The organism is Paenibacillus sp. MCAF9, from assembly GCF_052114265.1.
Lineage (GTDB): Bacteria > Bacillota > Bacilli > Paenibacillales > Paenibacillaceae > Pristimantibacillus.
This window is the reverse complement of sequence record NZ_JBFREL010000002.1, coordinates 329,986-348,464: the sequence shown is the minus strand read 5'-3', so window position 1 is coordinate 348,464 and position 18,479 is coordinate 329,986. Positions and strand designations below refer to the sequence as shown.

The following is an 18,479-nucleotide window of genomic DNA, read 5'->3' as shown; positions in this document are numbered from 1 at the left end:
TAGTTAATTCATCCACCAGGGGGATATAAATAATGAAAAAGTGGACAGCAGCGCTCGTTATTGGAGCATTAGCAGTTACAGCAGCAGGTTGCGGAAGCGCAAATGGTGACGGGAGCGCAAGCAGCTTGCCTAAGGCAGGCGTAGCCATTTATAAATTTGACGACACATTTATGAGCGGTGTGCGCAGCGCGATCGATACAGCGGCAGAAGGTAAATTGGCAGTAGATATCGTAGATAGCCAAAACTCGCAGCCCACACAAAATGATAAAGTAGATTTGTTTATAACTAAAAAAGTAAAAGCAATGGCAGTTAACCCGGTTGACCGTACAGCTGCTGGCATCGTTATTGATAAAGCACAAAAGGCTAATATTCCGGTAGTATTCATTAACCGCGAGCCGCTTGCTGATGATTTGGGTAAATGGGACAAAGCGTTTTTTGTAGGCGCAAAAGCGGAAGAGTCAGGCACAATGGAAGGCGAAATCATCGCTGAGTATTGGAAGGCGCATCCGGAAGCGGACAAAAACGGTGACGGCGTGCTGCAATATGCAATGCTGAAAGGCGAGCCGGGGCATCAAGATGCTGAACTTCGGACTAAGTTCTCTGTCCAGGCGATTCAAGATGCTGGCATCAAAGTCGAGAACATAGCTGAAGATACTGCGATGTGGGATCGTGTTAAGGGCCAAGAAAAGATGGCAGCATTCCTTGCTTCCAAAGGCGATAAAATCGAAGCTGTTCTAGCAAACAATGATGACATGGCGCTTGGCGCAATTGAAGCATTGAAGGCTGCTGGCTACTTTAAAGACAATAAATTTATGCCGGTTGTTGGCGTAGATGCAACAGACCCAGCAAAGCAAGCGCTGAAAGAAGGCACTTTGCTCGGAACCGTTCTAAACGATGCGACGAACCAAGGCAAAGCAACGGTTGAGCTTATGCGCGTTCTTGCTGCAGGCGAAACACCAACGAAAGAAAATACAGGCTTTGAAATTACAGACGGTAAATATGTTTGGATTCCATACCAAAAAGTAACACAAGAGAGCAAATAAGATAAGCGGTAAAGATGGATGATCAAGAGCGGGGGAATAACGTCACTTGCGTTGCCCCTGTTTTTTTTCGCCTACTTTCTTGGCGGGCTGGACAAAAGGAGGCTAAACGATGGCAAAGCAGCATCCTTATTTGCTAGAAATGAACGGAATTACCAAGACGTTTCCAGGTGTTAAGGCGCTAGATGATGTTACGTTAAAAGTACGGCCAGGCACGGTTCATGCGCTCATGGGCGAGAACGGTGCAGGTAAATCTACATTGATGAAATGTTTGTTTGGGATTTATAAGCCGGATAACGGCGAAATCATTCTCGATGAGCAAAAGGTTGATATTAAAAACTCCAAGGACGCATTGAATTACGGCGTCTCAATGATTCATCAGGAGCTGCATCCGGTGCCGCAGCGCAGCGTGATGGAGAACATTTGGCTTGGCAGATTTCCGGTAAGAGGCATTGCGCCTTTCCGGTTCATTGATCATAAAAAGATGTACCGCGACACAGCTCAGCTGTTCGAGGATTTGAATATGACGATTGATCCGAACCAGCTGGTCGGTGAATTATCGGTATCCAAAATCCAATCGCTCGAAATTGCCAAAGCGGTATCCTTCAATTCAAAAATTATCGTAATGGATGAGCCCACCTCATCACTTACAGGCAATGAGGTAGAGCAGCTGTTCGACATCATCAATAAGCTGCGTGCAAGAGGCGTCTCGATTATTTATATTTCGCACAAAATGGAAGAAATATTACGAATCTCCGATGACGTGACGATCATGCGCGATGGTAAATATATCGGTACATGGCCAGCACCTGAGCTGACCATCGATACGATTATTACACGTATGGTAGGCCGCGATTTATCGGATCGTTTCCCGGAGCGTACGAACATCCCAGGAGAAATCATGCTGCGCGTGGAGGGATTAACCTCGCCGCATGCACATTCCTTCAAGGATGTATCGTTCGAGCTGCGAAAAGGTGAAATTCTCGGAATAGGCGGACTGGTTGGGGCTCAGCGTACTGAACTGATTGAGGCGTTGTTCGGGCTTCGATCCGTAAAATCAGGTGTCATCTACAAGGACGGAAAATCGATTACGATTAAGTCGCCAATCGATGCAAAGCGCCACAAAATTGCACTATTAACTGAGGAGCGCAGGGTGACGGGGATTTTTCCGGTGTTGTCCGTAACCGAGAACACAGCGATCGCTAATCTCGATTTATATCAGAATCGCTTTGGTTTCTTAAATGAATCAAAGATGAGATCGGAAGCAGCAAAAGGTGTTGAGAAATTCAAGACGAAGACGCCGTCTGTTGATCAACTGATTCGCAACCTATCCGGCGGTAATCAGCAGAAGGTGCTGTTAGCTCGCTGGCTGCTTACAAATCCTGATATTTTGCTGCTGGACGAGCCAACACGGGGCATTGATATCGGAGCTAAATATGAAATTTACAATATTATTATTGAGCTTGCCAAGCAAGGGAAAAGCATCATAATGATTTCGTCCGAAATGCCGGAGCTCATTGGCATGTCCGATCGCATCATGGTGATGTCGGAGGGTCGTGCCACAGGCATTCTTGAAGGCAACATGGCAACCGAGCAAAGTATTATGCGGCTTGCAGCACAGACGGGCTAATGATGAAGGATTTAAAGGAGGTTTACGGCAATGGAAGCAGCTAAAGGTTTAAAAATAAAAAATGCATTTTCGCAAAATGCCATTTGGATTGTACTTGTTGCATTAATTTTAGGAATCGCCATTATTGATGCGAATTTTTTGTCGATAACAACGCTTAGAGATATGATGGTGCAATCATCGACGCGAGTCATTATTGCGCTTGGCGCTGCATTTGTTCTTATCACAGCGGGAACTGACTTGTCAGCAGGGCGTGTTGTCGGACTTAGTGCGGTCGTGTCCGCATCGATGCTGCAAATGCCTGAATATGCAAGCAAGTTTTTTCCTAACCTGCCTGAACTTTGGGTGATCATCCCGATCATCATCGCTATTACAGTTGGTTTGCTGGTCGGATTATTAAACGGTTTAATCGTAGCGAAATTTAACGTACCGCCATTTATTGCTACACTCGGTACCATGGTTGCAGTATACGGAGCGAATTCTCTGTACTTCGATATGCCCCCAAACAACTCGCAGCCAATCGGCGGTTTGCGCAGTGATTTCACTGAAATTGGAACGGGTGCCGTGGGCAGCGGTCAATTCTCTATCCCTTATATCGTCCTTATCGCTATTTTTGTAGCGTTTATCGTATGGGTAGTATTCAATAAAACACGTCTTGGTAAAAACATGTACGCCATTGGCGGCAACATTCAAGCGGCTCATGTATCCGGCATTAACGTGGCTAAAAACTTGATGTGGATTTATGCAATTGCGGGTGCTTTGTACGGCTTAGCTGGCGTGCTCGAAGCAGCGCGTACGGGCGGCGCGTCCAACAACTACGGCAATATGTATGAGCTTGATGCCATTGCTGCATGCGTGGTCGGCGGCGTTTCAACAACTGGCGGCGTCGGCAGAGTGAAAGGGATCATCGCAGGTGTTCTTATTTTCACTGTCATCAACTATGGTTTGACTTATATCGGTATTAACCCGAACTGGCAGCTGATTATCAAAGGTTTGATCATCGTTGTTGCTGTAGCGTTCGATATTCGCAAATATGTAGCGAAGAAGTAAGAAGAGAACGAAGAAGAAGCTGTCACAGAAGGTCGATGACCTTGGGGCAGCTTCTTCTTTCATTCACACGAAAGGTTTTATTGTTCTTCGCACAACTAAGGGCAGCTATCCAGCAATGATGCTTTTAGATATACAGCTTAAGACTGCTCCTCAATCACACGCTCAATATACTTCGCTACACCATCCTTATCGTTGCTCTCTACAACTAACGTGGACAGCTCAATGAGAGTAGGGTGTGCATTGGAAACAGCGACCTTGGTGCCGGCAGCTTCAAACATCCCTAAGTCATTCAGATTGTCACCGAACACCGTAACATCCTCAGGAGAGCATTGCATCAGCTCCGCCCACTGCTTCAAGCCTTCTTTTTTATTGGCTTTGTTGTGGCTGAATTCTAGAAAATAATGATCTTTTATATATTGATCCTTCATGAGATGAACATGAACCCGATCGCCGAATGTGCGCTGTACTTCATCCTTAAGCGGCTTAAGCTCATGCAGCAAGCCAATATAGGTCACAATCAGCGTCCTAAAGGCATCCGAGCATTCGAGCAGCGGCATTTCTCCAAAACGAGGATCATTAGGGCGGCTCTCGTAGAAGGTTATGTCGCCAATTCGCAGCAGCTTCTCGTGGAATACACGTTCCTTATCCTCCGCATCAAGCGCGAACAAGAAGGGAATTAGGCCTTGTTTTCTTCCTAGATCAATAATTTGATTTGTCGTTTCGTTATCCAGCCAGTATCCGCCTATGACCTTGGATGAAATGGGATCAAAGATAACCGCGCCATTATATAAAACGATCGGATATTTCCACGGGATAACAGATACGATTTTGTTGGAGCTCATATAGCTTCTTGCCGTTGCATAACTAATGATGATACCTTGCTTCATCGCATGGTTTATGACGTTAATCGTATACTCGGACAAGGTAGCATCCGATTGAAGCAGCGTTCCATCGAGATCTGTAAGGAAATGATTGTTTGCCATTAATAAAGCCCCCTGTTATTCATGATTAGGAAGTAGGGCTCCCGCCCATGCTTTCACGAGCCGGCGCAACCCTCGTTCCATTTCTTTCTCGTTTACTCCGCCGAACCCCAAGTATAATCTTGCAAAACGACCGGGCAGGATAGGCGTATCCTGTGCAGCATAAACGTAAACATCCTCCGAAGCAGCAAGCTTAATCAGCTCCTCGGCACTGCACGTTGTTTGAACAGCGATTTCCACATGCATCCCTGCAGAATCTCCATGAACCTGCACATGCTCGGGCAAATAAGTGTCAATGAGCTGAAGCAGCTTTGCACGTTTTTTACGATAAAGATTGCGAACCTTCCTTACATGCCTGTACCAATGCCCTCGTTCCATGAACAGCTGCATGGCCCACTGATCAATGCGTGATGGACTCGTAAGTGTGTGCTCTATAGCTTGCAGCTTGCTGAGCAGCTGAGTCGGAACAACCATATAGTTCATACGCAGCGCGGGTGTGAAGGCTTTGGAAAACGTCCCAATATAAATGACGCTGCCCTGATGATCCATTCCTTGGAGAGAAGGGATGGTTTTGCCTGAATAACGAAACTCTCCGTCGTAGTCATCCTCAATGATATAGGCGCTGTTTGTGCTTGCCCAGTGGAGCAGCAGCTGCCTAGTGGAATACGGTAATGAGCTCCCATTAGGGCGATGTGAAGGAGTGACATATAAGATTTGAATTTGTTTGTCTACTAATATAGAAACGAAGTTCTCCATGTTATGGACGGGGACAGGAGCGACATTGTAGCCGTGCTGCTGAAAGGCAGCTCTAACCTGAGCGATACCGGCTTCTTCGACTGCAATTGTAGATGCACCGTTTAGCAATTTCGCGAGAATTTGTGTGCTGTAAGAAAAGCCTGATCCAATAATGATTTGTTCAGGCGTGCAATTGACGCCTCTTGAACGCTTTAAATAGTAAGACAATTGCAAACGCAAATCGTATTCGCCTCGCGGATCGCCATACTGATGAACATTACTGGCATGGTGAGATAATGCATCATGAAGAACGGATTTCCATGCCCGAATGGGGAATGATTCACCATCCACGGCTAGCAGGCTGAAATCGATGACTGTGCCGTTCTGGGTAGGAAGCGGAATGGAATGGCGATGTATGCTAGCTTTTTCTTCTAAAATCTCTGTATGAACCATGGCAGCAGCAGGAGTTAATTGTGACTGTATAACAAATAGACCGGCGCGCGGCTTGCTAACCGCATAACCTTCTTCCAGCAGCATGTGATAAGCCGTTTCAATTGTCGTTTTACTAAGCTTCGATTGCTCGCGGAGCGATCGAATTGATGGAAGCTTTGTTCCATCCGCTAGAGCGCCAGATTGGATGAGTTTCCGTAAATGTCTGTACAACACCAAATAGACAGGGCCTTGCTCTTCTTCTGAAAGGTTGATATCCATCTTATCTCCACACAATCTGACCCTTAAAATTCATATAAATCTGACACTGTGGTAGAGGTCAATTTCAGTATAAACTTTGGCATAGGCTTCCATCAATAACAAGAAATATAAATGGAGAGAAGGGGTTGCTATGCCGCAAGTAGAAGGAACCGTTGAAAGTAGATTGGCAACATTAGGGATTATTGTACCAAAGGCGAGCGAGCCCGCAGCTAAATATGCTAACTGCGTATTTTCAAATGGACTTCTGTTTGTTTCTGGCAAAGGACCTGCGGCCGCGATAAAAGGGAAGCTTGGCAACGAGTTTACGACAGCAGAAGGTTATCGACTCGCTAGGCAGACAGGAATTGAAGTTCTCGCCGTATTAAAGCATTCACTAGAGCGGTTGGATCTTGTGACTCGCGTCGTAAAGGTACAAGGTTTTGTGAATGCTGATCCCAGCTATGAAGAGCATCATAAGGTACTCGATGGCTTCTCGGATTTGATGGTGGAGGTATTTGGCGAGAGAGGAATTCATGCACGTTCGGTTATGGGGGCGAGCTCCTTAAGAAATCAGCTGCCGATCATTGTTGATTCTATTTTTGAAGTGGCCAGGGCTTAAGGTCTACTAATTATTAGCCGTTGCATTTGCTTTTATATTGCCTTAACATTAAAGTTTAAGAAAGCCGTCAGGTGCTGACGGTTTTTTTATATTTAATGAAGTGCAAATTTCTAAGGAGTGAGCATCTTGCAGTTTTTCCCTAAACGTTATGACAGATCACTGTTTATCGTTATATTCTTCTTTATGATGTTGAAAATGCTCCTGTTTCGCCATTTCGTCTTTTCAGGCATACAGGTGGAGAGCTTGCTGCCTGATGCTGCAGCCGTACTTGCACTGCTTATGCTGCTGGAGCTAGTCACCTCTGCGAGGTGGAGAGGAGCCGTATTTGGGCTCGTGAATGCTGTGTTTTCCTTGCTGCTATTTGCTTCAACGGTGTATGTCAGTTATTACGGAACGGTACCTACGTATACCGCACTGCACGGACTTGACCAAGTGCTGCAAATTAGGACAAGTGTAGGGTCTATTATTTTGCCTGCTTATTATGTTTACTTTCTGGATGTTGCCGTCTTGGCAGCTCTATATATCGTTAAACGTGCCAGAGGAGTACGCAGCGATGGGCGCAAGCGAATTGCAAAACCTCTGTATACAGCTGTTGCAGCTGTTCTATGTATTGCGATCTCGGGTGGATTCATTTGGTCCGCGAGTACGATTCCGAACGAGATTGTGAAAGCTGAGAATTTAGGCTATATCAATTATCAGGTAGCGGCAGCCGTTAAGGCGAGCAAAGAGCAGGCTGCGCTGAAAAATGGCAATGTAGAAGAAACAGGGGCTGATGCGATAGCGCTCAAATCCTCCTATTTTGATCAAGCTGGAGATAAGGTCGTTGCAGGCATGCCTAATTATTTCGGATCTGCCAAAGGTAAAAATGTGATCGTCGTTCAAATGGAGGCCTTCCAAAACTTTGCCATCAATTTGTCTGTCGGTGGTCAGGCGATTACGCCTGTTCTTAATCAGCTAGCGAAGGAAAGCTTCTACTTTCCTTATGTATTCCAACAAATTGGACAAGGGAATACTGCGGACGCTGAGTTCATGTCAAATACTTCTATCTATCCAACCGGGGATATGGCGATGTCTACAGGCTATGGTGATCGAGAGCTGCCGAGTCTTCCGAGACTGCTTGGAGAAAGCGGGTACGAATCGGGCACCTTTCATATTAATGATGTGACATTTTGGGATCGCAACCGAATGTATCCTGCGCTAGGTTTTACGGCATATTATGATAAAGCATCATTTAAAAATGATCATTTTAATTCTTTTGGCGCATCGGATGAGGAGCTTTACAGGGTCGGTCTTGAAAAGCTTAACGATATGAAGGAGCAAGGCAAGTCTTTTTATGCTCAATTCGTAACTGCATCCAGTCATCATCCTTTCAAGGTTCCAACGGAGCTTCAGCATATTACGATGCCGGATTCCTTGCAAGGAACGCAGCTGGGCAATTATTTGACTGCATTAAATTATACCGATTATGAACTAGGCCGTTTTATTGAGGGGCTCAAAGCGAGCGGAATGTGGGAAAACACGATTTTGGTCGCCTATGGCGATCACGCTGGTCTACAAACGACAGACAATGATCCTGCATGGGTTAGTGAGCAGCTTGGCATCCACTATGATGAGCAAATTAGCCGCTTAAACATCCCGCTTATTGTTCATGTACCAGGCGTAGAGGGAAAGACCGTTAATCAGGTTGGCGGTCAGGTTGACATTATGCCGACCATTACAAATCTGCTAGGCATATCGCTTGATGATCAAGCTTTTACGACATTTGGACATGACTTGCTTAATATTTCTCAAAATGTAATCGGTATGCGGTATTATTTGCCGACAGGTTCATTTTTTAATAATGATATCTTATTTATACCTGGAAAAGGCTTTGAGGACGGTACTGCCGTCGATATTAGAACGAAAAAGCCAGTAGCTGACTTCAGCAAATATCGTGGAGATTATGATTATATACTGGAGCTCATGAAGCTTTCGGATGATTATGTACGTCTGCTGCCGAAGCGGGCACCATAGAAGCAGATGAAATGCCTCTTGTCCATCCGGACTTGAGGCATTTTTTTCTTCGCAAATGCAATTATAAGCTTTTATGGAGGCAGGCAATGAGGTAAGATGGATATAGCTACAGAAGGTACTCTATTCCATTAAACGTAAGGAATCGATGAGACATGCGAATTGGTTTTTTTGATTCAGGGCTTGGCGGGCTTACCGTATTAGCGGAGGCACTTCAAAGACTACCTGATAAGGATTTTCTTTATATGGCGGACACGCTCCATGTTCCCTATGGGACGAAGTCAGAGGAAGACGTGAAAGCGTACATTTTTGAAACGGTTGGTTTAATGATGGAAGAGGGCATAGATGCATTGGTCGTGGCTTGCAATACTGCGACCAGTATTGCAATTAACGAGTTAAGAGAGCGTTATTCCCTGCCCATTGTCGGCATGGAGCCTGCTGTTAAGCCAGCAGTAGAAATGAACCGAGCAACAGGCAAAAGGGTACTCGTTTTCGCAACGCAGTTAACGCTACAATTGCCAAAATATTACGCACTCGTGTCACGCGTGGATGAGATGGGAATCGTGGATTCACTGCCTCTGCCTGAGCTTGTGCGTTATTGTGAGGCGCTGCAATTTGATAAACAGATTATCAACGAATATTTCCGGGCAAAGCTCGCAAACTATGATTTAGACAATTACGGAATTATCGTACTTGGCTGTACACATTATCCTTTCTATAAGGATATATTAAGGGAGCTGCTTCCTGCTCATATCGAGATTGTGGATGGGAATGTGGGAACGGTGAAACGCCTATCCGCATTATTGAGCCGCTATGGCATTCCCGGAGGCGGAGGCAATGGTAACGTACGCTTTATGTGCTCGGGCCAAGAGCCTGCTTACATGGACAAGATGCAAAAGGCGCTTTCGATTTTACGTGAAAAAAATGTTTTAACACAGTCGCTTCAAAGCTAATTCGAAGCAAAAGGCGGACAGCGCTCATCATGAGTGCTGCCCGCCTTTTTTATGACGATTATATGATTGCCGGCGGTTCTTCCAAAGTAAGCAAAACAGGACAATGATCGCTGCCCAAAATATGCGTGTCAATGGACGCATCGATGAGCAGTGGGCTCAGCCTTGAAGAGGCTAAGAAATAATCGATCCGCCATCCCACGTTCCGCTCGCGCACCTTCATCATGTACGACCACCAGCTGTACACATCTGTACGATCCGGGTAAAAATGTCTGAATGTATCGAGGAAGCCAGCTGCCAGCAGCTCTGTCATCTTGCCGCGCTCTTCAATTGTAAAACCGGAGTTCCCTAAATTAGGCTTTGGATGCTTAAGATCAATTTCTTGATGGGCTACGTTCAAATCACCGCAAATAATGACAGGCTTTAAGGCATCAAGCTGCTGAAGATAACCGCGGAAGCGATCTTCCCATTCCATTCGGTAATCCAATCGCGATAAGTCGCGCTTGGCGTTAGGCGTATATACGGTAACTAGATAGAATCCTTCAAACTCCAGCGTAATGACTCGTCCCTCGGGCTCCGAGTTTTCCTCAATGCCATAGTGCACGGAGAGAGGTTTTATACGGGTGAACACCGCAGTGCCTGAGTAACCCTTCTTAATCGCGTAATTCCAATATTGCGAGTACTCATCACCAAGCTCCATGCTGATTTGTCCATCCTGCAGCTTCGTTTCTTGCAGGCAAAAAATATCTGCATCCGTTTCCTTGAAATAATCGTTAAAGCCTTTCGTTACGCATGCCCGTAAACCATTTACGTTCCAAGATACTAGCTTAATCATGATCTATCTCCTTACGTTTTCTAGCATTACGTACTAGTTTATCATATTTTCTTCAAAGGACTGTTGGAAACTAAAAAATCATTAGCAAACGTTATATACAGTTAAGGATTTTAATGTAAAAATTGATAGTGACGATAATGTAGACTTAAGCAGCATTCCAACGATAGATAAGATAGCTTATAAGAACGGTAAACGTTTGGAGAAGAAGGAGACCTTCATGATAAAAATATATAAGAGTGAACTAGGAAAAGAACAGGTTCTGCGTTCCTATAATGAGCTTTTGGAGCTGTGGCCAACGGAATTTGAGGAGCTGGACATTAACACCAAATACGGCGTCACGCATTGTATTATTGCAGGTCATAAGTCGAATCCACCGCTGCTGCTGCTTCATGGCGTTGGAGATAATTCGGCGGTGATGTGGATGCTGAACATAAAGGAATTATCCAACCATTTTTATTGCATTGCAGTAGATACGATGGGTGGACCAGGAAAAAGTGTGCCTAACGAAAACTTTCAGAAAAAGACGTTTGATCAGGTGGAATGGATCAATGAAATCGTTGATCAAATGGGATTGGATCAATTTCATATCGCTGGTGTGTCGAATGGAGCTTATATGGCTTTTAATTATACGGTTAACGAAGCAAGTAGAGTGAACAGAGTCGTTTGCATGGAGGGAGGGATGGTTACAACACCAATTAAAACGATGGTGAGCACCTTAATGATGATGATGCCGGAAATGCTGATTCCAACCCGCAATAATATGCTTAAAATTATAAAAAAGCTAAGCTCGCCCCAATCCCGCGTTTATGAGCAGCATCCCGAATTAGCGGATCATCTTGTTCTTGCCATGAAAAATCATAATCAACAAGCGATGTTTGCACATAAGCTGCAGAAATATGATCAAGCGTCAGCAGCTGCGATAAAGGAAAAGCTGTATTTTCTGATGGGTGAGTACAAGCTGTCCCATAAGAAGGATTTTTTGCAGGTATTAAACGCAGGACAATTTCGTTACAAAATAATCCCTCATGCAGGACACGGTGTTAATCATGAACAGCCTGATGCTGTACATAATGAACTAATCCCATTTTTACTTCATTGAACTTGTTTTGCTCGGAGTAAGCGATCATACGAAACGACTAGGCCGACATGCTCTCTTTATGGAGAAAGAGCTCGGTCCTTTTTTGCGTGTGGTAAAAGTTGGTTGACATGTCTTTACCCTAATGATAGGATAAAAGTATACTAAAACTAGGAAATACGATTTTAAGATAAATGCAGCAAGGAGGCATGGGCATGAATCAGCAAAGTGAACAGAGCCAGCTTGATCTTCGGTTATTTCGTGTATGGTTCAAAGCGTCTAAGGCAGTTGGCGACAATGTGCGCAAGGATATTGAAAGCCATGGCATTAGTCAGGAACATTTTATGATATTGGAGCTTTTGTATAGCAAGGGGCCTCATCCGATACAGAAAATAAGTGAAAAGTTCTGCATTCCAAGCGGCAGCATTACTTATGTTGTTGATAAGCTTGAGAAAAAAGGATATGTGAGACGAGAGCCAAGCGCTACCGACCGTAGAGGCTCAAACGTCATTCTTACCGAAGCGGGACAAATACTGTTTGATGATATTTTTCCGAAGCATGCAGATGTCATTACACGCAATTTCAGTTCTGTAAGCAACGAGGATAAAGAGAAGCTTATTGAGCTTTTAAAAACGATCGGCATTAATGCAGAACAACTGAGTGAATAACATAAACGTTTAAGGGGATGTATTAGATGACAACGATTAATCTTGCTATTATATATTACAGTGTAACGGGAACAAATTATCAAATGGCGCAGTGGGCTGCAGAGGGTGCGAAAGCAGCTGGAGCTGAAGTGAAAATATTGAAGACGCCTGAGCTTGCCTCAGAAGAAGCCATACAAGCTAACCCCATCTGGAGAACTCATGTTGCAGAGACGCAAGATATACCTGTGGTTACCTATAAGGATCTGGAATGGGCGGACGCTATTATATTTAGTATTCCATCCCGCTTTGGCGGTATGCCTGGTCCTGTTAAGCAGTTTCTTGATTCGACAGGCTCACTTTGGTTTAACGGCAAGTTAGTCAATAAAGTAGTCAGCGGAATGACTTCAGCGCAGAACGCGCATGGCGGTCAAGAGCAAACCATCCTTGGACTGTACACTTCAATGTACCATTGGGGAGCGATAGTAGCTGCACCGGGCTATTCGAGTCCAGTTACCTTTGAAGCTGGCGGCAATCCATATGGGACAAGCGTGACGGTGCAAGGCGGGAAAATGGTTGAGGATGTAAAAGCAGCTGTGGAATATCAAGCTAAGCGTACAGTCAATGTTGCTCAGTGGGTCAAGCAAGGGCTCGCTCAAGTTTAAGCAGAAAATAAGAAGAGGCAGAGGGAGGGATACTGCCTCTTTTTTTTGTGCTATTATGGTATGGTAATCGCATCGATCTTCGATGAACAATGGGTATGACAGCCTTGAAAGGCGGGAATAACGGTGAACGCAAGCAAAAGTACATTTTGGAAGTCCTATATGAGCGGTTTAAAATTGCATGTTGCCATAGCCGACTATACGAAGGTGCCGCTTTCGTGGAAGGACGATAATTATACGACGGATGTGAATAAGCTATATTATATCCAAGAGGGCGAAGGGTACATTAAGGCCGGGAATCAAATTTATTATCCAAAGCCCGGTGATCTGTGTCTGCTGCCCGCAGATGTCGTACAATCCTATGGAACGATTAATACGAATACTTACGGAAAATATTGGTGTCACTTTACTGCAAAAATAGATAATTTCAACCTGTTTCAACTGCTCGAAATGCCCGTCATGATATCGATATCCGATCACGAAGGCTTGAAGGGTAAATTTGAAAGGCTGGTACACCATCATAAGAGTGAAGACTGGACATCCGAGCTGCAGCTGCAGTCGGCGTTTCTTGAGATTATGGCCATGATGCTGGAGCAGGCTGAGGATGTCACAATCAAAACACCGGCAACCAGCTCATTTGAGAAGCTGAATGTCGTGCTGACCTATATTGAAGAGCATTTATCGGAAAATATTACAGTAGATACTCTTGCTCAGCTTGTACATTTTCACCCTAATTATTTTATCCGCATGTTCAAAAATACGACAGGGCTCTCACCTATACAATATGTGAATCGCAAGCGTATGGACAAAGGACGGCAGCTGCTATCCTTTACTTCACTTAGCATCTCGGCAATAGCTGAATCTCTAGGAATGGATGCCACTTATTTCTCTCGTTTATTCAAAGAGTATATGGCTTTGTCACCGAGCGAATATAGGGAGCTTTCACTGAAATGATAAAGAAAACCGTCGCTGTTTAAGCGACGGTTTTTTTGAGTTTACAAACAAAACGTTTCCATTTTCTTCACATGAGGGAGTTGAACGGCGTTATTTTTACCCCTATATTAGATAATGAAAAGGGAAATGGAAGGGAGTGTTTATGCCATTAACAAACTCTATAAAAAGAATATTAGTTTCTTTATTGCTTCAAGCTTCATTATCATTTTGCTCGATCTTCTATTTGCTAATTCTGTTCTAATTAAAGAGAATGATCAGCTGCTGACCCTAGGCATTGCATTAGATTTTGTCGTTGTTATCCCTTTATTGCTGTACTTTCTATGGTTTCGCGTACTAAAATTCAAGATCGCATCTATCATTCCATTTGCTCTTCTGGGTTATTTAGCATTAACGTTATTTGTACCAAACACCGATCAAGAAACGATGAACGCTATAAAATATTTCCTTATCCCGCTGCCGCCTTTTATTTTAGCTTTAAAAATCTATGATATTGCGGCTGCCTATAAGCGTTATAGAAAAGTTGATAATCACCCTATAGAAACACTTCGGAAAAGTCTAGAAGAGACCATTCGCCATCCCAAAATTGCAGCTTTGCTCACGCATGAATTATCTGTTTTTTATTACGCCTTGTTCGCATGGAAAGAGACACCTTTCATTCGAACGGGGGCTGCCTCGTTTAGTTATCATAAAAACTCTAACAAGCTGATAACCTTACTCGTATTTTCGAAAGTATTGATTATTGAAGGGGTATGCATGCACATTCTGCTTGCGCAATGGTCGCATACCGCTGCATGGTTACTCTCGTTAGGAAATGTGTATATTATTATGCTGCTAATTGCTGATTACCGAGCGATGTGCTTAAATCCTATTTTGGTATCGGATCAACAAATAAGGTTTCAGTACGGCATTCAGTTGTATTCGGACATGAATATCAATACTATTGCATCCATTTCGGCCATTACATTCGAGAAATTAGCTAAGGATAAAATGAAAAAAACGACAAAGATTCTGGGCACAGAACCTAATGTGCATCTGATGTTAAAAGAAGAAATTACGGTTACTACGGCGTTCGGGATTAGAGAACAAATTGACCAAATCTATCTATTTGTAGATAAACCTCATGAATTTCAAACGAAATGCCAGCAGTTGATGGAGGTAAGCAACAAGGACAGCGAATAGTTCGCGAGCCCTGTTGCGCGTTTGAATTAAAATTTTCTCTAACGAATCGAATCATGCTTATTATGCAGAATATGATCTTTTTCAAACGCTAACGAACCTGATTGACGTTATGCTCTATAGGATGATATGAGCTATTTTTCTTGAAATAGCGATGCTGGAGTTCGTTGCAATAATAATTCCTTGCAAATGGTCTAAATAAGAGCTGCTGAGTTCAGCGGTGCAGCGTATGCCAAAAACAAAGGAGCTAAGCAGATTCAAATCGCTTAGCTCCTTTGTTATTCCGAACTTTTTCCCATGATTAGGATTGTTCTGCACAACTAGTTCTTTTGGGGCAGCCTTTATGCTGCAAGTATAAGAACTCCGATGGAATCAAGGATAAAAGCTGTTTGCAGGCGTAGTTGTCGAACACCAGCGGGAATTGAATAGTGATTTGATCAAAATATCCTTCGCTTCATTCGTGCCGATATAGCGCAGTGCTTCTAGAGCATGAGCTCTTACATAACGGTTCTCGTCATCGAGTACTGCCGCCAAAGCGGGAACGGCTGCTGCCGCTGCAGCACCCATGCGGGACAAGGACAGCCCAGCTGTAAATCGTACTTGAACGTCCTCATCGGACAAGGCTGTAATAAGACCCTTCACTGCAATTTCTGAAGAATTAGACAAAATGCCAAGTGCTTCAACGACTGCAATTCTTACTGTCGCATCGGAGTGGGACAGAAGTTCAACAAGCTTTGGAAGCGCGGATTCAGCGTAGCTGCGCAGCTCGCCAAGCGCGAATATTGCATGCTGTACAGTTTCTGAGCGATCGCTCTCTAGTGCGTCGATCAATCCGTTTACTGCATCTGAGCCTGCGATGGACAGTCCGTAAGCAGATGTGCGTGATACGTCTAATCTCTCATGATGAAGACCAGCCAGCAGTACTTTCACGCCTGGAGCGCCATATTTAGCAAGCTCATAGGCAGCATTCAAGGCATTTGGTTCGAAGCTATCTTCCAAAGCCGTTGCCAGTGCGGCTAATTTCTCTTCGTTTGCTTCCGCAGTGTTTGCTAGACTGCCTAGCTTACCGGATAGCCAGTTCCATGTTTCTTCCCACATGTCTTCGTGGTTAGCGATTGGCAGGGCAAGGTCAGCAGGCTCTTTCCACTCGGAGATCAGATTATTCCATGAAGGCTTAGTTGGAACAGCTGTACGCATAAATTCAAATTTAAGCATGTAACGAGCATTGCCTAATATATTTGGTGTTGAACGGTGCCAGATATCATAGTGGATGAGTGCAAATGTACCTGCTTCGCCGCTAGCGTAAGCTTCTCCTTGCACCTCGTCAGAAGCAAAGGTGCGTGATTCATAGTTTTGGGTGCCAGGCACAACGCTAGTAGGCCCAAGCTCAATTGGCGTGTTTTGCGGGAAGTACATAATCATAGCCCACCATGGATGGTGGTTGCGCATACGGGAGTAGCCCCAGTAGCTGTCCTTATGCCAACCGCCAGCAACCGGCTGTGCATTAAAGTGGCCATGGCGATGAGCATGCAGCATATAGTTTGGACCCAGTACGCTTGTTAATGCGCCTGTAATAACGGGGCTGTCGAAAGCCTGTTGTATTTCCCTAATTCGCGGCAGCAGGTTGTTGCCGGGATTGCCTTCCTCGTCATATACTTTTCCAAGTTCAGCTGTCATGGCTTGATGGAAGGATTCAGGGAAATCTGTTTTTAGAATAAGAAAGCCTTCAGTAATAAACTTTTGCATTTGCTCGTCAGTGAGTAGAAGCGGTGATTGATTCATATAATGGATGACCTCCTAATGTTGTGGTGATAAACCGATTATATGAGAAGTCGAACCAATGCTACATACACGAAACTAAGTGAAGCTTGCATAAAACTAACTTCCTGTTTGTCAGCCAAAAAAGCTGCTCATTTGAGCAGCTTTTTAATATTTTTTAATTTTCCAGCATAAGGAGGGAAGACGAGCCCAAGCTCAAGCTTGGTGCTTTTCTTCAAAATACTCTTCTGATGCGAGAACAGATCAAAGCTGTATTTGCCATGATAGGCCCCTACACCGGAGCTGCCAACACCGCCAAATGGCAAATAGGGATTAGAGACGTGCATAATCGTATCGTTAATACAGCCGCCGCCGAAGGAAACACGGCTCATAACCTCATCCTCCAGCGCTTTATTCTCTGTAAATAAATAAAGGGAAAGCGGCTTTGGATGGGCGTTAATCATTCGAATGGCCTCATGGATATCTCGGTACTCCATGACAGGCAATATAGGGCCAAATAATTCTTCTGACATCGCTGCGCTATCCCATGAAACGCCATCCAGTATTGTCGGTTCGATAAAGAGGTCTGCGCGGTCTGTGCCTCCTCCATAAACGATGCTGGCTTTGTCTTGCTCCAGAATGGAAGCAAGCCTGTCAAATTGACGTTGATTAATGATTCGACCATAATCTTTGTTGCTTTGTATAGAAGCTCCATAGAAGGATTGGATGACTTCCTTCATTTTTGCAACCAGATTTTCTTTAATATCCTGATGAGCCAGCACATAATCGGGTGAAATACAGGTTTGGCCGGTATTCATTAATTTGCCCCAGATAATCCGCTTGGCAGCGATCTCAAGATTAGCGGTAGAATCTACAATGACAGGGCTTTTTCCTCCGAGCTCAAGCGTGACAGGCACAAGGTTTTTGGCAGCAGCCTCCATAACGATTTTGCCAACCGCGATGCTGCCTGTGAAAAAAATATAATCAACCGGCGCGTGGATGAGCAATGAGGTCGTTTCCTTCTCCCCCTCAATGACTTTAATGTAGGTGGGATCAAAGGCTTCATTGATGATTTTACTTATTAAAGCTGAAACATGAGGCGAGCTTTCGGATGGTTTGAGAATGGCACAATTGCCTGCGGCAATGGCTCCGATAAGCGGCTCAATGACAAGCTGGAACGGATAGTTGAAGGGACCAATTATTAAAGCTGTGCCGTAGGGCTCCTTCATAATACGGCTGGAAGATGGAAACAGATAAATCGGTGTTTTCACCTTCTGCGGCTTCATCCACTTTTTGAGATGCTTAATGACATGTCGAATGCTATTGGTTACGATTATAATTTCTGTCATATGGGTCTCTAGCTCGCTTTTGCGAAGGTCTTGATAAAGCGCCTCGACGATTTCCTGCTCATGACGCTGTATGGCTTGCAGCAATCGTTGCAATTGATTCAGCCTAAAGTGCAGCAACTTGGTCTGGCCTTGTTCAAAAAATGTTTTTTGCTCTAGCACAATCTGTTCAATATCTGTAGCTGTTAATGAGCTCATTTCTGCAACCCTCCTTACCTATCCACATCTTAACAGGTAATGAAACGAACTTCCACTTGGATATTGAGTTAGCGATCTCATTTTTTTTGCATATTAACACACAAAGAAAAACAGAATACCCGTCCTCTGA

The 18,479-nt window shown here is 44.4% G+C and carries 16 protein-coding genes; 11 read left to right on the top strand and 5 right to left on the bottom strand.

Annotated elements, in window-relative coordinates:
* Positions 1-32: 32 nt before the first annotated feature.
* The 3 genes from AB4Z45_RS04355 to mglC all read left to right on the top strand — a co-directional run bounded on the left by AB4Z45_RS04355 (position 33) and on the right by mglC (position 3,717).
* Positions 33-1,043, top strand: a complete 1,011-nt coding sequence (locus tag AB4Z45_RS04355) for a galactose ABC transporter substrate-binding protein (RefSeq protein WP_441908065.1) — start codon at positions 33-35, stop codon at positions 1,041-1,043.
* Between the two features lie 109 nt (positions 1,044-1,152).
* Complete coding sequence (locus tag AB4Z45_RS04350; protein WP_441908064.1) at positions 1,153-2,670, top strand: sugar ABC transporter ATP-binding protein; 1,518 nt, start codon at positions 1,153-1,155, stop codon at positions 2,668-2,670.
* Positions 2,671-2,700: 30 nt separating this feature from the next.
* The gene (mglC, locus tag AB4Z45_RS04345; RefSeq protein ID WP_441908063.1) at positions 2,701-3,717 is read left to right on the top strand and encodes a galactose/methyl galactoside ABC transporter permease MglC; all 1,017 of its coding nucleotides are present in this window, start codon (positions 2,701-2,703) and stop codon (positions 3,715-3,717) included.
* A 137-nt stretch (positions 3,718-3,854) separates the two neighbouring features.
* Here mglC and AB4Z45_RS04340 read toward each other — a convergent pair whose 3' ends face one another.
* Positions 3,855-4,700, bottom strand: coding sequence for a Cof-type HAD-IIB family hydrolase (locus AB4Z45_RS04340; protein WP_441908062.1), 846 nt, complete (start codon positions 4,698-4,700; stop codon positions 3,855-3,857).
* Positions 4,701-4,715: 15 nt separating this feature from the next.
* The gene (pdxR, locus tag AB4Z45_RS04335) at positions 4,716-6,143 is read right to left on the bottom strand and encodes a MocR-like pyridoxine biosynthesis transcription factor PdxR (RefSeq protein ID WP_441908061.1); all 1,428 of its coding nucleotides are present in this window, start codon (positions 6,141-6,143) and stop codon (positions 4,716-4,718) included.
* 130 nt (positions 6,144-6,273) lie between these two features.
* Between pdxR and AB4Z45_RS04330 the strand changes: the two genes are divergently transcribed.
* The 3 genes from AB4Z45_RS04330 (at position 6,274) to murI (ending at position 9,704) form a co-directional block, all read left to right on the top strand.
* Entirely contained in the window at positions 6,274-6,741 is a 468-nt protein-coding gene (locus tag AB4Z45_RS04330) for a RidA family protein (RefSeq protein ID WP_441908060.1), read from the top strand.
* Between the two features lie 126 nt (positions 6,742-6,867).
* Positions 6,868-8,754: an LTA synthase family protein gene (locus AB4Z45_RS04325; RefSeq protein ID WP_441908059.1), complete on the top strand. Its 1,887-nt coding sequence runs from the start codon at positions 6,868-6,870 to the stop codon at positions 8,752-8,754.
* A 152-nt stretch (positions 8,755-8,906) separates the two neighbouring features.
* Positions 8,907-9,704: a glutamate racemase gene (gene murI / locus AB4Z45_RS04320; RefSeq protein WP_076268780.1), complete on the top strand. Its 798-nt coding sequence runs from the start codon at positions 8,907-8,909 to the stop codon at positions 9,702-9,704.
* Positions 9,705-9,762: 58 nt separating this feature from the next.
* Here murI and AB4Z45_RS04315 read toward each other — a convergent pair whose 3' ends face one another.
* Positions 9,763-10,533: an exodeoxyribonuclease III gene (locus AB4Z45_RS04315; protein ID WP_441908237.1), complete on the bottom strand. Its 771-nt coding sequence runs from the start codon at positions 10,531-10,533 to the stop codon at positions 9,763-9,765.
* 220 nt (positions 10,534-10,753) lie between these two features.
* Between AB4Z45_RS04315 and AB4Z45_RS04310 the strand changes: the two genes are divergently transcribed.
* The 5 genes from AB4Z45_RS04310 to AB4Z45_RS04290 all read left to right on the top strand — a co-directional run bounded on the left by AB4Z45_RS04310 (position 10,754) and on the right by AB4Z45_RS04290 (position 15,050).
* Positions 10,754-11,635: an alpha/beta fold hydrolase gene (locus tag AB4Z45_RS04310; protein ID WP_441908058.1), complete on the top strand. Its 882-nt coding sequence runs from the start codon at positions 10,754-10,756 to the stop codon at positions 11,633-11,635.
* Between the two features lie 191 nt (positions 11,636-11,826).
* On the top strand, positions 11,827-12,279 hold the full coding sequence (locus AB4Z45_RS04305) for a MarR family winged helix-turn-helix transcriptional regulator (RefSeq protein WP_441908057.1): 453 nt from the start codon (positions 11,827-11,829) through the stop codon (positions 12,277-12,279).
* Between the two features lie 26 nt (positions 12,280-12,305).
* Positions 12,306-12,920, top strand: coding sequence for an NAD(P)H:quinone oxidoreductase (gene wrbA / locus AB4Z45_RS04300; RefSeq protein ID WP_441908056.1), 615 nt, complete (start codon positions 12,306-12,308; stop codon positions 12,918-12,920).
* Between the two features lie 123 nt (positions 12,921-13,043).
* A complete protein-coding gene (locus AB4Z45_RS04295; protein WP_083682118.1) occupies positions 13,044-13,871 on the top strand; it encodes an AraC family transcriptional regulator in 828 nt (275 codons plus the stop codon).
* A 126-nt stretch (positions 13,872-13,997) separates the two neighbouring features.
* Entirely contained in the window at positions 13,998-15,050 is a 1,053-nt protein-coding gene (locus tag AB4Z45_RS04290; RefSeq protein ID WP_441908055.1) for a hypothetical protein, read from the top strand.
* A gap of 369 nt (positions 15,051-15,419) precedes the next feature.
* On the opposite strand, the gene AB4Z45_RS04285 is transcribed toward AB4Z45_RS04290, so the two are convergent.
* Both AB4Z45_RS04285 and AB4Z45_RS04280 read right to left on the bottom strand, forming a co-directional pair.
* Entirely contained in the window at positions 15,420-16,829 is a 1,410-nt protein-coding gene (locus AB4Z45_RS04285) for a HEAT repeat domain-containing protein (RefSeq protein ID WP_441908054.1), read from the bottom strand.
* Positions 16,830-16,957: 128 nt separating this feature from the next.
* Positions 16,958-18,349 carry an aldehyde dehydrogenase gene (locus AB4Z45_RS04280; RefSeq protein WP_441908053.1) on the bottom strand — a complete coding sequence of 464 codons (1,392 nt, stop codon included), beginning with the start codon at positions 18,347-18,349 and terminating at the stop codon, positions 16,958-16,960.
* Positions 18,350-18,479 lie beyond the last annotated feature (130 nt).